Annotated in this window: 8 protein-coding genes; 3 read left to right on the forward strand and 5 right to left on the reverse strand. The window is 68.9% G+C overall.

Annotated features, from left to right (window positions below):
- Positions 1-206 precede the first annotated feature (206 nt).
- The 5 genes from KVT39_RS08785 to KVT39_RS08805 all read right to left on the reverse strand — a co-directional run bounded on the left by KVT39_RS08785 (position 207) and on the right by KVT39_RS08805 (position 12,710).
- Positions 207-3,770 carry a YadA family autotransporter adhesin gene (locus KVT39_RS08785; protein WP_254640399.1) on the reverse strand — a complete coding sequence of 1,188 codons (3,564 nt, stop codon included), beginning with the start codon at positions 3,768-3,770 and terminating at the stop codon, positions 207-209.
- 592 nt (positions 3,771-4,362) lie between these two features.
- Positions 4,363-7,815, reverse strand: a complete 3,453-nt coding sequence (locus KVT39_RS08790) for a YadA-like family protein (RefSeq protein WP_217588550.1) — start codon at positions 7,813-7,815, stop codon at positions 4,363-4,365.
- 131 nt (positions 7,816-7,946) lie between these two features.
- A complete protein-coding gene (locus KVT39_RS08795; RefSeq protein ID WP_034181847.1) occupies positions 7,947-8,405 on the reverse strand; it encodes a hypothetical protein in 459 nt (152 codons plus the stop codon).
- A gap of 316 nt (positions 8,406-8,721) precedes the next feature.
- Positions 8,722-11,694, reverse strand: a complete 2,973-nt coding sequence (locus tag KVT39_RS08800; protein ID WP_217588553.1) for a response regulator — start codon at positions 11,692-11,694, stop codon at positions 8,722-8,724.
- A 185-nt stretch (positions 11,695-11,879) separates the two neighbouring features.
- Complete coding sequence (locus KVT39_RS08805; protein WP_254640400.1) at positions 11,880-12,710, reverse strand: response regulator transcription factor; 831 nt, start codon at positions 12,708-12,710, stop codon at positions 11,880-11,882.
- 833 nt (positions 12,711-13,543) lie between these two features.
- On the opposite strand from KVT39_RS08805, the gene KVT39_RS08810 reads away from it, so the two are divergent.
- The 3 genes from KVT39_RS08810 to KVT39_RS08820 are packed head-to-tail and all read left to right on the forward strand — an operon-like array spanning position 13,544 to position 16,441.
- The gene (locus KVT39_RS08810) at positions 13,544-14,980 is read left to right on the forward strand and encodes an ATP-binding protein (protein ID WP_217588554.1); all 1,437 of its coding nucleotides are present in this window, start codon (positions 13,544-13,546) and stop codon (positions 14,978-14,980) included.
- Positions 14,977-15,630 carry a response regulator transcription factor gene (locus KVT39_RS08815; RefSeq protein WP_217588555.1) on the forward strand — a complete coding sequence of 218 codons (654 nt, stop codon included), beginning with the start codon at positions 14,977-14,979 and terminating at the stop codon, positions 15,628-15,630. Before KVT39_RS08810 ends, KVT39_RS08815 begins: the two co-directional genes overlap by 4 nt.
- A gap of 31 nt (positions 15,631-15,661) precedes the next feature.
- The gene (locus KVT39_RS08820; protein ID WP_217588556.1) at positions 15,662-16,441 is read left to right on the forward strand and encodes a carbonic anhydrase; all 780 of its coding nucleotides are present in this window, start codon (positions 15,662-15,664) and stop codon (positions 16,439-16,441) included.
- Positions 16,442-16,484 lie beyond the last annotated feature (43 nt).

Here is a 16,484-nt window from a genome sequence, read left to right on the forward strand (position 1 = left end):
GCGGCGCGTGCTTTCATTCCGGATGGTTTGCGGGGTGAGAAACGGCGCGAATGCGCGGCCGGGCCGGCCTTGCGGCCCCGACTGTGCATTCGCCCGACGACCGATGGCGGCTCACGGGGAACCGCCATCGGTGGTCGGGCGAACCAGCGGGGGAATCGCTTCCCCCGCTTTCGCTGCGAGGCTCCGCGTATAGCGGAGCCCGTCGGTCAGAACTCGTAGCCGACTTGCGCACGCACACCTGCATCGCCCGTCGACGTGACGGACAGCGCGCCGTTCATCAGCCACTTGCCGTCGCGCGTCCGGTAGGTCGCACCGGCCGCCACTGCCGAGCCGCTCTTGTAGTTCGCGGCACCGACGGCCACCACCGTCTTGCCCGGCTGCGACGGCGTCAGGTTCGGCATCGCCATCGCCGCCGCCACACCGGCGTACGCGTTCTTCGCGACGTCGTTGATCATGCGGTTGGTTTCACCGAAACGCTGATCCACCGACTCCATTGCGCGGTCGAGCTGGCCCTTCGTCGCCGCGTCCGACGCGTTCACGCCGTCGGCGATATTGACGATCCGGCGGTTGCCTTCCTCGGTGCCGTTGCCGAACGAAACGGTGTTCGCTTCGTCGGCAATCGAGCCCGCGCCGATCGCGACCGAGCCGCTGCCGCTCGCGCTCGAACCCTGGCCGATCGCCGTGCTGTTCTCGCCCGATGCTGCCGAGCCCTGGCCGATGGCCGTGCCGTTGTCGCCCGATGCTGCCGAGCCTTGGCCGATCGCCGTGCCGTTGTCGCCGGTCGCGGCCGAGCCTTGACCAAAAGCCGAGCCGTTGTCGCCCGATGCAACCGCGCCCTGGCCGACTGCCGTGCTGTTCTCGCCCGACGCATCCGCGCCGTCGCCGACCACCAGCGAGCCGTCGCCGCCCGTGCCCGTGCCGGGGCCCATGCCGCCGCCCGAGCCGCCGCCGCTACCCGTTTCGAGTTCGCCGACGCGATCCGTCAGGTCGTTCATCTGGCCGCTGAGCTGACCGAACTGCTGCGCGAACTGCTGCTGCATGTCGTACAGCTGGCTGCCGTTCACCGCGTCCATGCTGTTCGCCGCGATCAGGCCGGGCGCGACGTTGTGCAGTGCCGTGCCGCCCACGCCACCGAAGGTGACGCTGCCGAGCGTGATGTCGTCGTAGGTGACGGCCGCGATTTCCTTGCCCGTGTAGTCGATCAGGCCGGTTGCCTTGAGCTGCGCGATCGTAACCGCATCGTCGTCATTCACGCCGTTGCCGACGCCGCTCAGCGTGCGCGCACCGTTGGTGCCGGCGAAGTTCACCGTCGAGCCGCCCGTGGCCGCGCCGACCGTGATCGCACCCGTCGCTTGATCCTGCCGGACGAGACCGATCTGGCCCGCCGCGAGCTGATCGCCGAGGTTCGTGATCGCGCCTTCGTTGTTCGTCACGCGGCCGTCGAGGTTCGACACGGCATCGCCGACGTTATGAACGATGGTCGTGCCGCCGTTGCCGTCGCCGACCGTGAAGCTCGGGGCCGTGATCGAACCGTCCGGATTGACCGTCGAGCCCGCGCCGATCGCCGAAGCGACGCTTTCGGACACGCCGTGCAGTTGCGAACCGTTGACGGCTTCGTTGCTCGTTGCCGAGACTTCGCCCGCTGCCACGCCGGCCAGCTTGCGGTCGCCAGCAGTGCCGGTGAAGTCCACGACCGTGCCGTCAGTGTTCTTCGCGACCGTGATGTTGCGCGTCGTGCCGTCCTGCTGGACGAGGCCCACGGTGCCGCTGCCGATCTGGTCGGCGAGGTTCGCGATATCGCCTTCGTTGGTCGTCACGCGGCCGTCGAGGTTGGACACGGCATCGCCGACGTTGCGAACGATGGTCGTGCCGCCGTTGCCGTCGCCGACCGTGAAGCTCGGTGCGGTGATCGAACCGTCCGGGTTCACCGTCGAGCCCGCGCCGATCGCCGAAGCGACGCTTTCCGACACGCCGTGCAGTTGCGAACCGTTGACGGCTTCGTTGCTCGTTGCCGACACTTCGCCCGCCGCCACGCCGGCCAGCTTGCGGTCGCCCGCGGTGCCCGCGAAGTTCACCGCTGCGCCATCGGTGGCCGCGCCGACCGTGATGTCCGCGCCCGCGCCGGCTTGCTGCACGATGCCGATCGTGCCGCTCGACAGGTCGCCGAGCTGGTTGTTGATGTTGGTGATGTCGGTCGTGTTCTTCGCGATGTCGCCCTTCGCGGTCGTCAGCTCGCCGTCGAGCGCGCCGAGCGCGTCGCCGACGGTCGTCTGCGTGCCGCCGTTCGTGAGGACGTACGTCGGGCCGGTCACGGCGCCCGTCGTCGGGTCGATCGCCGCGCCGCCGCCGAGGGCGTCCACGACCGGCGTGAGTTGCGACACGTTCACGGCGTCGGTTGCCTGCGTGCCGGCGGCCATGTTGGTGATCTGGCGTTGCAGCGTCGCGTTGCCGACCGATACGCTGTTATCGCGATTCGCGATCGAGCTGACGCCGAGCGCGACCGATCCGGAGCCGGATGCCGTCGCGTTCGTGCCGATCGCCGACGATTCAGCCCCGGTTGCGCGCGACCACGTGCCGACCGCACTGGAGGAAACGCCCGAAGCCGTCGCGCTTCTGCCCAGCGCCGTAGTGTTGGTGTTGTTTGCGATCGTGTTGCCGCCGATCGCTGTTGCGCCGGTCCCCGTACCTTGTGCGTTTGCGCCGACGGCGACCCCGGTGTTGCCTGCTTGCGCGGGCGCGGTGCTCGACGTCGTGTCGATCTTGACGTACGTGTCGTCGAGTTTGGGCGCAAGCGCGGCGTTCATCTGGCCGAGGTTCACGGCGTCGGTCGCCTGCGTGCCCGCAGCCATGTTGGTGATCTGGCGTTGTTGGGTGGCCGAGCCGACCGCGATCGTGTTGTTGCGAGTCGCAGTTGCGTCCGTACCCAGCGCCATCGAATTCGTCACACTTTGTGCGACGCTGGCATTGTTGCCGATCGCGACGGAATTGGTCGCTCCAGCTGCGACGCTGGCACCGTTGCCCAATGCGGTGGAACCCGCCGCCTGTGCCGACGACTGATTGCCCAATGCCGTGGCGCTGTTACCCGTTGCATTGGAAAGCCGGCCGAGAGCCACGGCTCCGGTACCATTCGCTGTCGAGGACGATCCGAGCGCCGTCGACGACAACCCTTGCGCGTTCGCGAGGGCGCCAATCGCAACCTGGTTGGTAGTCGTCGTCCCGCCGGCTCCGGCAATTGCGCCACTACCGATTGCGATGGAATTCGAACTGGTCGCCGTTGCGTCGGTAGATCCGTTGACCTTGATGAGGGCATCGTCGAGTACGGCGTTCGTGCCGATCGAGCGTGTGCTCATCATGCCCGTCGCGCTCGCAGGCGTGCAGGCGCCGGTGACATCGAGCGAGCCCGTGCGGCCATCTTCCGTGGTACATGCGTCGGCAGCGAATACGCTGCCCATCGATGCACCACCCAGCGCAAGTGCGACCACCGCCTGACGCGCCACGCGCGCCGAGCCCTTCGAATGCGATTTCGCCGTTTCGGCGACAGCCGTCCAGGTACCCGTCGCGGCGTTCCAGATATTGCGATACGTCTTGTTCATTTCCCTACTCCTTTCAGTATGTTGGGCTACTGAAAGAATGGTAAGGATCGGCCTCGTCCGAATCTGTCGTCCGGGGCTGAATCGTCGCGCCGTTTGCGTGGGGCCAGTCCTACACGCTGGCGCGCTTGTCGCGGCGTGCGGTGGGGTGAACCCGACAGGGCGGGATGACGAGCGCATCGGCAACCGGATCGAGCCGGCGCGTGCAGGCGTTGCAACACAGCGCAAAAGGGGACGGGGGAGCGAAGGTCGAACGGCACGCGTATCGCGCACTCGAGGCGCCGGAGTGACGGAACGCGGATTGACCATTCGAGCAGAGGTTCGATGCAAGGAGGCTGGAGAAAGCGGCGACTCACTGGCGCCGACGTAACGCGGGCGCATGTGCGTGCGCGCTCACGTTCGCGGGAACGACGAGCTGAGGGGCGAGCGCTCGGTGTTCGCATCTGGCAGCGTTTGCGTATCGATACCAACACCCATCTCTGTCGTGGCCGCGCCCACCGGCCACCACCGAACGCCCGCGCCTCAGTCGGCTCCCGACCGCAACGCGTGTGTCGCGCGGCGTCGAGCGCCGCCGACATCGCGTCGGGACAGCTTACCGACAACGTCGACGGCAAAGAATCAGACTGGGCTGAATTTGAAACTGCGTTCGGGGCGGCCCGGTGTCGCACCGCATCGACGCATGAATGGCTGCAAAAAAACGGAGGGATCGCTCCCCCCGCTTTCGCCTCGATGCGCACGCGATGCGCGGGGCGCGCCGGCCGGCATCGACGGCTTACCAGTAGAAGCCGCCGCCGACGACCGCGCCGACCGTGCCGCGGCTGCTCGTGTTGGCCGATGCCTTGACCGTCCACTTGCCGTCACGCGTCATGTACGACACGCCGAGCGCACTCCCGTACTCGCCGCCGTACGTGCTGCCCGCCATCGACACGAACGTACGCCCCGGTTGCGTCGACTGCGGCAGCCCGGCCACGGCCATCGCCGCCGCCACGCCGCCCATTGCATCCTGGCGGGCGCTGCGTACCGAGTTCTGCATCTGCTGCACGTTGACCGCGTCGGTCGGCGCCGTGCCGGCGGCGACGTTCGTGATCTGGCGTTCGTTGCCGGCCGAGCCGACCGATACCGCGTTGTCGCGATCCGCGACCGAGCCCGCGCCGAGCGCAACCGCGTTGTTGCCCGATGCATGCGATCCCTGGCCGATGGCCGTGCCGTTCTCGCCGCTCGCGTTCGATCCCGCGCCGATCGCCGTGCCGTTGCCGGCCGAGGCACCCGCGCCCGTGCCGATCGCGGTGCTGTTGCTGCCGGACGCATCGGCGCCGGCGCCGAGCTGGGCGCTGCCGGCCCCGCTGCCGGCCGGATCGAAGTCGCCCGAACCGTTGCCCGGGTTGTCCGGATTTTCCGGCAAGCCGCCGGATTCCAGCCCGGAGACGCGATCGTCGAGCCCGGAGAACCGGTTTTCGAAGTCCTGTTGCATGGCAAACAGCTGGCCGCCGTTCACGGCGTCCATGCTGCCGGCCGCGAGCAGGCCGGGCGCGACGTTGTGCAGCGCCGTGCCGCCCACGCCGCCGAAGGTGACGCCGCCGAGCGAGATGTCGTCGTAGGTGACGGCCGCGATTTCCTTGCCCGTGTAGTCGATCAGGCCGGTTGCCTTGAGCTGCGCGATCGTCACCGCATCGTCGTCGTTCACGCCGTTGCCGACACCGCTCAGCGCGCGCGGGCCGTTGGTGCCCGCGAAGTTCACCGTCGAGCCGCCGGTGGCCGCGCCGACCGTGATCGCGCCCGTCGTCGGGTCCTGCTGCACGAGGCCGATCCGTCCGCTCTCGAGCCTGTTGCCGAGGTTCGTGATGTCGGTCCGGTTGTTCGCGATGTCCGTTGCATTCCGCGCGACAGCCTGGTTCGTGGCGTGGAGCTGGTCGCCCGTCACGGCGTCGCTGCTGCCGGCGGCGACGTCGCCGTTTGCAACGCCCGTCAGCTTGCGTTCGCCCGCCGTCCCGGCGAAGTTCACGGCCGCGCCGTCGGTGTTCGCGCCGACTGTCAGGTTCGCACCGGCGCCGGCCTGCTGGACGAGGCCGACCGCGCCGCTGTTCATGTCGCTGCGAATCTGCGTGATCGACGTTTCGTTGTTCGTCACGCGTTGATCGAGGCCGGCGACGTTCACGTTCGTCGTATTCAGCTGGTCGCCGGTGATGGCGTCGGAGCTGCCTGCTGCGATGTCGCCATTCGCGATACCCGTCAGCTTGCGGCTGCCCGCCGTCCCGGCGAAGTTCACGGCTGCGCCGTCGGTGTTCGCGCCGACCGTCAGGTCCGCGCCCGCACCGGCCTGCTGGACGAGGCCGATCGTGCCGCTCGACAAGTCGCCGAGCTGGTTGTTGATCGTGGTGATGTCGGTCGTGTTCTTCGCGATGTTCGTCTCGTTCACCGTCACGCGGCCGTCGATGTTCGTCACTTGCGTGCCGAGGCCCGCGATGTCGGAGGCGTTCTGCGCCACGCCCTGATTCGTCGCATAAAGCTGGTCGCCGGTGACGGCGTCGGTGCTGCCCGCCGCGATATCGCCATTCGCGATACCCGTCAGCTTGCGGCTGCCCGCCGTCCCGGCGAAGTTCACGGACGCGCCGTCAGTGTTCGCGCCGACCGTCAGGTCCGCACCCGCGCCGGCCTGCTGGACGAGGCCGATCGTGCCGCTCGACAGGTCGCCGAGTTGGTTGTTGATCGTGGTGATGTCCGTCGTGTTCTTGGCGATGTTCGTTTCGTTCACCGTCACGCGGCCGTCAATTGCCGTGACGCGGCCGTCGATGTTCGTCACTTGCGTGCCGAGGCCCGCGATGTCGGAGGCGTTCTGCGCCACGCCCTGATTCGTCGTATGGAGCTGGTCGCCGGTGACGGCGTCGGTGCTGCCCGCAGCGATATCGCCGTTTGCAAGGCCCGTCAGCTTGCGTTCGCCCGCCGTCCCGGCGAAGTTCACGGCTGCGCCGTCGGTATTCGCGCCGACCGTCAGGTCCGCGCCCGCGCCGGCCTGCTGGACGAGGCCGATCGTGCCGCTGTTCAGATCGTTGCTGATCTGCGTGATCGACGACTCGTTGTTCGTGACGCGGCGATCGAGGTTGGTCACGTCGCCGCCGAGATTCGCGATGTCCGACGCGTTCCGGGCAATGTTCCCGTTCGCGGTCGTCAGCGCACCGTCGAGCGCGCCGAGCGCGCCGCCGACGGTCGTCTGCGTGCCGCCGTTCGAGAGGGTGTATGTCGGGCCGGTCACGGCGCCCGTCGTCGGGTCGATCGCCGCGTTGCCGCCGAGGGCGTTCACGACCGGCGACAGCTGCGACACGTTCACGGCATCGGTCGCTTGCGTGCCGGCGGCCATGTTGACGATCTGGCGCTGCACCGTGGGCGAGCCGACCGAGATCGTATCGCTGCGGGTCGCCAGTGCGTTCGTACCGAGCGCCATCGCGTTCGTGACATTGGCGGCGACGCCGGCGTTGCTGCCGATCGCGACGGAATTGGTTGCGCCGGTCGAGACGCTGGCGAGATTGCCCAGGGCGACGGAGCCCCCGGCCTGTGTCGACGCCTGACTGCCCAGCGCAGTGCTGGTACCGGCCGTCGCGCTTGCCAGACGGCCGAGTGCCACGGCACCCGTGCCCGTCGCGGTCGCCGAGGACCCGATCGCCATGACCGACGTGCCGCTTGCGGTTGCATCGTTGCCGATCGCGGTCGCGCTCACGCCACCGGTTGCGAGCGTGTCGTTGCCGATCGCGATCGCGCCCGTGGTGCCGGTTGCCGTGGCAAGACGGCCGAATGCCATCGAACCGGTGCCGGTCGCGGTAGCAGCAGATCCGAAAGCGAGAACCGACGTGCCGTTGGCAACGGCGCCATTGCCGATTGCGACCGCGGCCGTTCCGGTTGCCGTGGCAGCCGTTCCGCCCATCGTGGCCGGCAGGACCTTGATATACGCGTCGTCGACCACGGCCGTCGGCGTGATCGACCGGGATTGCGCACCGGCAGGCGGCGTCGGCGTGCACGCGCTCGCGGTATCGGTCGTGCTCGCCGAGTCGTCTGCCGTCGTGCAGGCTTCGGCTGCCGCGGCGGTGCCGAAGGGAGCGGAGAACGCGACGACCGCGGCGACAGCAACGAGCGCTGCGCGCGCCGAACCCTTGGAATGCGCGTTCGCCGTTTCGGCGACAGCCGTCCACGTGCGGGTCGTGGCGTTCCAGATGTTCCGGTACGTCTTGTTCATATCCCTACTCCTTTCAGTTTTTGGGTGTCTGAAAGCATGGTAAGGATCGGACTCATCCGAATCTGTCGTCCCGGGCTGAAACGCCGTAGCGGCCCTGTCGGACCAGTCCTACACGCGATGGGCGGCGCGCGTTATACCGTCGCTTCCTCGGCGGAAACCGGCGATTGCGCGTGGTTCGCGACGAAGCGGTGCAGGCGCGCCCAGGCCTGTCGATACCGATGTCGCGACACCGCGGCCAGCTGTGCGTCGTACACGATCAGCACCTGTTCGAGCACGGCGGCTTCGTCGTCGAGCAGCAGCCAGGGCTCGCCGCGTTCCGCGCGCGCGTTGCATTCCGCCAGTACATCGTCGGCGCGTCTGTACAGGTCGGGATCCGCTCCCGATCCCGCGTCGTCGTGCAGGAAGAACGCCATATAGGCTGCCCGCAACAGGCAGAGCATCTGATCGAAGCGTCCGTTGCCGGAGCGCATCAGCGCGAGCGCCATGTGCGTTTCCAGCGACAGCGCGCGCACCTGGTCCGTCGGCAGCGGCAGCAGCATCGCCTTCGTCAGCGCCGAACGGCCGCCTTTGCGTGGTCGGGTTTTCTTCACCGGTCGATATCCTGTCGAGCATGCCCGCCGGGCGATTTCAGAAGCCGGCCGCGACGCGCGGGCTACGCCCGGCACGCCGCCGCTGCCGGCCGCACGATCGATCCGCGCGGCGGGGGCGCCGTTGCGATGTCGATCCGTGCGGCGGCGATGCCGGTCCTGCATTCGGCGCGCGCGGGATGGGCCGCGCGTCCGAAGCACCGCGCCATCGTAGCGACGGGCATCGCGTGCGGCGATCAGCCTAGTCCGATTCTGGTCATGAGGTCATGAGTACACGAGGACGTGTGGCGGATCGGGCGATCCGCCGCGTGTGCGCCTGTCAGGCCGGCGGCGCGTGCGTTGCGCGGCGCTGCAGCGCTTCGCGCGCGAGACGTTCCGCTCCGGCGAGCAGCGCCGCGAGCGGCGCGGTGTCGCCGGCCCGCGCGGCGTCCTGCATCTCGCGCACGGCATCGGCGACCGCATGCTCGTGGATCGTCGCGAACGCGCCGCGCAGCGCGTGCAGCTCGTCGCGCAGCGCGCGGAGGTCGTCGTGCGCGAGCGCGGCGCGCAGCGCCGTGAGCGAACGCTCGACGCTTTCTCCCAGCAGCGCCTGCACGTCCGGCGGCAACGGCCCTTTTGCGAGATCGTCCAGCGCGGACGCGCGCGGACGGGCGGCGCCGACGTTCGCGAAACGCCGCACCGTGCGGTCGATCGTCTCCAGCAGCACGGGTTTCACCAGCACGGCGACGATGCCGGCTTCCGCACAGCGCGCCTGTTCGTCGGCGCTCGCATGCGCGGTGCTCGCGACGACGGGCAGGTCGGGGTATTGCGCGCGGAGCGCGCGGGCGAGCGTGTAGCCGTCCATGCCCGGCATGTTGAGGTCGGTGATCACCAGGTCGTAGCGTGCATCCGCGCAGCGGCGTAGTGCGGATGCGCCGTCGTCGGCCGTGTCGGCGTCGTAGCCGAGCGCGACGAGCTGGCTCTGTTGCAGCTTGCGGTTCACCGGATGATCGTCGACGACGAGCACGCGCGCGGCGAGCGCCGGCAGCGCGGCGTCCGGTTCGCGCGCGTCGTCTTGCGCCGCTTCGTCGGCGCTCGCCGCGCGCAGCGGCAGCGTCACGACGAAGGTGCTGCCGTCGCCCGGCGTGCTCTTCACGTCGACCGTGCCCTTCATCATCGTCGCGAGCCGCTTCGTCAGCGCGAGGCCGAGCCCCGTGCCACCGAAGCGGCGCGAGATCGACGTGTCGGCCTGCGTGAACGGCTGGAACAGCGCCGCGCGCTGCGCGTCGGTCATCCCGATGCCGGTATCGCTGACGCCGATCGCGACGGGCGACGCCGGATCGGTATCGTCGCGCAGATAGACTTCGAGCGTCACGTCGCCGTGGCTCGTGAACTTGATTGCGTTGGCAACGAGGTTCGCGGCGATCTGCCGGATGCGGGTTGGGTCGCCGATGTAGCGTTGCGCGAGCGCATCGTCGACGATCACGTCGAACTGCAAACCCTTCGCCGTCGCGAGCGGTTCGAACATCGCGCCGGTCTGCGTGATCGTTTCCGCGAGATCGAACGGGATCGCCTCGATCGTCATCTGGCCGGCTTCGATCTTCGACAGATCGAGGATGTCGTTGATCAGGTCGAGCAGCGTCGCCGACGCACCCTCGACCGTATGCAGCCGCTCGCTCTGCGTATCCGTCAGCGGCTCGCGGCCGATCAGCTCGAGATTGCCGAGGATCGCGTTCAGCGGCGTGCGGATCTCGTGGCTCATCGTCGCGAGGAACGCCGATTTCGCGTCGTTCGCCGCGTCGGCCGCGCGCCGCGCTTCGTCGAGATGGCGCTCGACGGCCTTCTGCGACGTGATGTCGGATACGTTGCACAGCAATACGTCCGCGTCGCGATAGCGCGTGCGCACGAGCGTCGCGAGCAGGTCGAGCGTGTCGCCCTGCGCGGTGGGCAGCGGCACATGCAGGTCGGGCTGCCACGCGTTCGCGCCGGGCGTGCGGTCGAAGCGTGTGAAGAGGCGCGCGGCGAGCGACTGCTCACCGGCGGCGCGTGCGTCGTACGCGCGCATCGTGTCGTTCTGCATCAGCACCGTGCCGTCGTCGAGCGACAGCAGTGCGATGCCGGACGGCGCGGCCTCGACGATCGTCCTGTTCAGGTTCTCGCTCTCGACGATGCGCCGCGTGCGTGCGTCGTCGGGCTTCAGCACGCGGCGGTCGAACAGCACGAGCATGGTCCACGCGAAGCCGAGCGCAATCGTCATCAGCGCCGCGTACCAGCCGACACGCTGGCCGAGCGCCGTGAGCACCGAGCGCGTCGAGAACGACTGCACGAGCGTCCAGTCGGTGCCGGGAATGCGCTGGCTCAGCGTGAAATAGCCGGCGTGATGCGCGGGATGCGGGCCGTCGGCGCGCACTGCGCGCGCATCGGCGACGAGCCGTTCGACGATCGTTGCCGCGGCATCGCCGCGTTCCGCCGCGCCGACGCGCAGCACCGTATGGCCTTCGGCGTTGGCGATGATCGCGGCGTCGCCATCGTCGCGGCCCGCGAGCCGTTCGCGCAGCAGGCTGGCGGGCAGCGTCGACACGAACACGACGTTCGGCCGGCCGCCGTCGTAGACGGTGCCGACCAGCCGGAACACGTCGCGTTGCTGGATCGGGTCGTGCGCGGGCGCGTGCCAAACGTAGCGCCCGGCCGGCGAGGGGCCGAGGTCGCCCGCGACCTTGTCGAGCAGCGCGGCGACGTCGGCCGAACCGGTCATGGCCAGCGGATCGGCCGCCGGCTGCGGGATGATGAGCGCGAAATGACGGTTCGGGTCGTACGCGTAGCCGGCGATCGCGCGGTCGGCTTCCTGCTTCGCGACGTACGCGCCGACGCGGTAGCTCATCTCGCTCGACATCGCGAGGTCGCGCGCATACGACGCGGCGGGCCGCGCAGGCGACAGGTCGGCGACGGCGAGCACCGGCGGGAACCGAGGGCTGCCTTGCAGCACGAGCCGGCCGTGCCCGTCGGCGAGTTGCGCGGCGAGCGCGGGATCGGTCGCGCGCGTGTGCCAGACCGCTTCCTCGTGCGTGACCAGCGTGTCCATGCCCGTCGCGCGCAGGTTGAATTCGAACCGGACGAAGAACTGGCGCACCGCGAACTGCGTGTAGCGCTCCTGCACGTAGTCCTTGCCCATCGCATACAGCAGCGTGCCGCTCGCGGCCAGCGCGGCAAGCGTCACGCCGATGCCGCCCGCATACAGCAGCGTGCGCTGACGGCGCCCGACGGGCGTGCGGGAGGCGGGGCGGCTGCGGTCGGAGGCGGCGCGATGATCCATCGTGGCACGGGGCGGTCGGCGAAGGTTTCGCCATGATAAGGGAGACCGGCCGTGTCGCGGTGCGGTGATTGCGCTTTGCTCGAAGCCGGTTCGCCGCCGGCCGTTCGTCGCATGGGGGAACGTGGTGCGCCAGCGTGTGGCCGGATCGGGCGGTGCGCTGCTTGTCAGGCTTCGTGCGACTCGCGTCAGAGCGAGTGCGCGTGCATGTGCTCGTGCGGATGCTCGGACGCGGAATCGGGCTCGGAGCCGGGCTCGCATTCGACGAGCCGGTAGCCGAATCCGTACACGGTGAGCAGCTTCAACCCGTAGCGGCCGTCGAGCTTGAGCCGCCCGCGCAGGTTCGTGATGTGCGTATCGAGGCGTCGGCTCGACACCGCGACGAGCGAACCCCAGACGAGCTGGCTCATGTGCGGGCGTGACAGCGGCCGGCCCAGGTTCATGAACAGCGCCGTCGCGATCTGGAAGTGCTTCTCGGTCAGCACGTGTTCGTGGCCGTCCACGCGGACCGTGCGATTGGCGGCGTCGAACTCGAAACAGCCGACACGCCAGTGACGATGATGCGTCGTCCGGTAGTGGGCCCACCGCAGCCACGTCGACACGCTCGATACGATGGTTTCGGCGGGCGACGCGTACGGCAGGTATTCGTTCGCGCCGGCGTCGAACGCGATCGTCCGAGCGCGGTCGTCGTCGTGCTGGCTGGTCACGAGCAGCGGCATCGATACGGCGAAGCGCGCGCGCAGCGTGCGCACTGCCTCGGCGGTCCGGTAGCACGGCGTTTCGCATTGCACGACGAGCAGGTCGAACGGCCGCGCATCGCAGGCGGCCAGCAGGTCGGGCAGGTATTCGAAACGCACAGGGCGGTAGCCGGCGCGGCGCAGCACGTCGTCGATCCGCAGGCGGTCGTAGCCGTGGCCGGCCCGCCGCAGACGATCGTCGAATGCATGGCGCGCCGGATGATCGATCGTCAGGATGCCGATCGTGAGCGTCGAGGCGTCGGTCATGGGCGGAGAGGGCATCGGTCGTGCCGGCGGCGCGTGCGCGGATGCCGCGTGCCGGGGCGGCGCGTCTGCATGCGCCGGCGGTTCGCGGTGGCGCGGCCGTCGTCGGGCACGGCGCTGTCGCGGCGTTCGTCCGGTGCAGCAGAGGCGGTTTCGATGCGCTCGCGTCGCGCGAAGGGAGAAGAGATCATGGACGGACTCGATTCGCGCTTGAGATCCGAATGCCGGATGTCGCGCGAAAAAGATCCCGCCGCGAAGGCGGGATGAATATCGACTATCTATCTCTGGAAACCGCGGCATGCCTGCATTCGGAGGACGACAGGCACGCCGCTGAAATGATTGTCGTCGTGTGTGTGCATCGCGTGAATCAGCCCAGTCTGAAATTGAAGGTGGCGATGCGTGCAACGCGCATGCGCGTTGCACGCCTGTCTCGACGACGCGCCCTGTGCTTTTCGTTGGCACTGCTTCGCACGGACCAGCCGGCACGCCGCGTGCGCGATCACAGGTATCGGGCGACCCGACCGATGCCGCACGCAGGCGTTGCCTGCCGGCCACGACGACGCGTCGTGTGCTTCCATCGCCGCCGCTTCGCATGGAACCGCCGGCACACCGCGTGCGCAATCGCAGGTATCGGACGAGGCTGACCGATTCCGCACGCAGTATCGGACCACGCGCAACGACTTCTTGCCGACAATGCGGGAGCGGATCGCAGCCGACACCGAGGCCGCCGCACGCGTCCGGCGTTCTGCGCCCTGTACGCCGTACCGCTCCGTCGCGGCGCGTACCGCCCGCCTGCATGCCATCGCGCATGCTGCGTCCGGGCGGTGCGGCCTCCTTGCATGTCATCTGCTATGAAACCATCGATTCGCGTCGCGCTGGGTTGCGTCTGGCTGGCGCTGAGCCTCGCCGGCACCGCGCTCGTCGTGTCGCGTGCCGTCGGCGATGCCTACGACCGCTTTTTCCAGGATTCGAGCATCGCGATTCGCCTGCTCGGCCAGAAGGCCGCGCAGCACGAGGCGATTCTCGCGACGCTCGGTGCGACCGCGTTGTTCGCGCCGCCGCCGCAGATGCTCGACAATCTGCGCGCGCGGATGCCGCAACTCGACGGGCTCGAATTCCGGCGCTTCGGCGCGGATCGGCATATCGCGGGCAACGCATTGCGACGCACGCAGCCGCCGTCGCACCGTTTCGGCACGACGTTCTCGATCGAGTTCGCGGCCGACGGCGGTTACTGGCTCGTCGCCGATACGGGCTGGGCCGTGCGCATCGACCCGCGCCACTTGCTTCAACCGGGCGACTGGCCCGACTCGCTCACATCGGCGACGCTGCATCTGCAAGACCACGCGTTCGACCTGCTGCACCGTAATGCACCGACGACGCCGTTCGGCTGGACGATGCGGCTCGAAAAGCATCTGCCCGCGCAACCGCAGGCGTTCGTGCTGACGACGACGCGCACGCTCACGATCGTCGATCTGCCGTGGCTGCCGATCGCGTTGTGGAACGCGGTGGCCGCGCTGCTGGCCGCGGGCGCGTTCGGCGCGTGGCGGCTGCGCGAGACGCGCCGCCGCGAGCGCGCCCGCGCGCGTCTCGACGGTGTCGCGCGCCTCGACACGCTCGGCGAGATGGCGGCCGGCCTCGCGCACGAACTCAACCAGCCGCTGACTGCGATCGTCACGCATACGCGCGCGGCCGAGCGGCTGCTCGACACGCCGTCGGAGCGCGACAGCGTGCGCCGCGCACTGCAGACGAGCGTCGCGCAGGCGAAGCGCGCGGCGGCGATCCTCGACCGGTTGCGCGCGGCGATGACATCGACCCGCGACGACGCACGCCGCGCGCTCGATCCGGACGCGCTGATGGCGTCGCTGCTGTTCCTGCACGCCGACGACGCGGCGCGCGAGCACGTCGCGCTGACGTGGCGCAACGCGACGCCGCGCGCGCAGCCGCTGGCCGATCCGGTTGCGGTCGAGCAGATCCTGCACAACCTGATTCGCAACGCGCGCGATGCGCTCGCCGGCGAGCCGCGCGGCGAGATCCGCGTGAGCGGCGCACGCGCGGGGCGGCACTACCGCTTCAGCGTCGTCGACAACGGGCCGGGCGTGCCGGATAACGCGCTGCCGCGGCTGTTCGAGCCGTTCTTCACGACGCGCACGGACGGGCTCGGCCTCGGGCTGCCGTTGTGCGACACGCTCGCGCAGCGGCAGGACGGATCGCTGACGATCCGTAACCTGCCGTTCGGCGGCGTCGAGGCGGTGCTGTTGCTGCCGATCGACGAGGAGGAACACGCATGAGCACGAATGAAACACCGAACCCGATGTCGGCCGGGTCCGTCGTCGCGATCGTCGACGACGACGAAGCCGTGCGCGACGGCCTCGCGCTGCTGCTGCGCACGGTCGGCGTGCAGACGCGCCGCTTCGCCGACGCGCAGGCGTTTCTCGCGGAGGCCGACGACAGCACGCTCGGCTGCGTGCTGCTCGATCTGCGGATGCCGGGGATGAGCGGGCTCGATGCGCTCGATTGCCTGGCCGAGCGGCGCGATCTGCCCGTGATCGTGCTGACCGGCCACGGCAACGTCGACGCATGCCGGCGCGCGTTCAAGCGCGGCGCGTGCGATTTCCTGCGCAAGCCCGTCGACGACGACGAACTGATCGACGTGGTCCAGCAGGCGATGCGTCGCCATGCGGACCGGCGCGACGGCGATGCAGCAGCGCAGGCACGCGCGGCGCGTGCGATGCGGTTGGCGACGCTGAGCGCGCGCGAGCGCGACGTGCTCGACGGCATCGTGCGCGGCAGCAGCAACAAGGAAATCGCGTGCGATCTCGGGCTGTCGCCGCGCACGGTCGAGACCTATCGCGCGAACCTGTTCGACAAGCTGCGGGTCGCGTCGCTCGTCGAGCTCGTGCGCGATTACGCGGCGCTCACAGGCGTTTCGACGCCATAGCCTTTGTCTTTTTTCTTCAGGGAGAACTCGAATGAATACGACCCGAACCACGATGATGCGGCTCGCAACTGCAACGCTGTTCACCATGACGGCCATGACAATGCCTGCACATGCGGCCGATGCACCCGCATCGGCAACGGCTGCATCGGTCGATCATGAATTCGACTACGACCATCAGCGCGAATGGCATCTGGAATCCGGCGATGCGCAGTCGCCGGTCGCGATCGACTCGGGCACGGCCAGGCGCGCGACGCGATACGAAGACGAAAACATCGCGATCGACGTGCACATCGCCGATACGCGCGCGAAGGTGATCGACAACGGCCACACGATCCAGATCGTGCCGGCCGGCGGCAGCGCGACGATCCGTGGCCGCCATTTCAGGCTTCAGCAGATTCATTTCCACGCGCCGGCGGAACACACGCTCGACGGCCGAACCTATCCGATCGAGGGGCATTTCGTGTTTCGGTCGCAGGATGGCCGGCTGGCCGTCGTCGCCGTGCTGTATCGCACCGGCAGCGAGAACGCGCAGTTCGCTGCGGCGATGGATGCGCTCCGCGGCGCGGACACCGCGAGCCTGTCGTCGTTTCACGCGAGCAGGCTGATGCCCGGCAAGGTGAACGCCTACTATCACTATCTCGGTTCGCTGACCACGCCGCCGTTGACCGAAAACGTCGAATGGTACGTGCTGGACGAGCCGGTCGAGCTGTCCGCCGACGACATCGCCGCGTTCCGGATGCGCTACTCGCACAACGCGCGCACGGTGCAGCCGCTGAACGGGCGGCCGCTGCTGCGCTACGACGTGAAGTAATCGGCGACGCACGGCGCCTCCGTAGCGCTACGGAGGCGCTACC

The sequence above is a fragment of the Burkholderia sp. GbtcB21 genome, assembly GCF_019091065.1.
In the GTDB taxonomy this organism is placed as follows: Bacteria; Pseudomonadota; Gammaproteobacteria; order Burkholderiales; family Burkholderiaceae; genus Burkholderia; species Burkholderia pyrrocinia_C.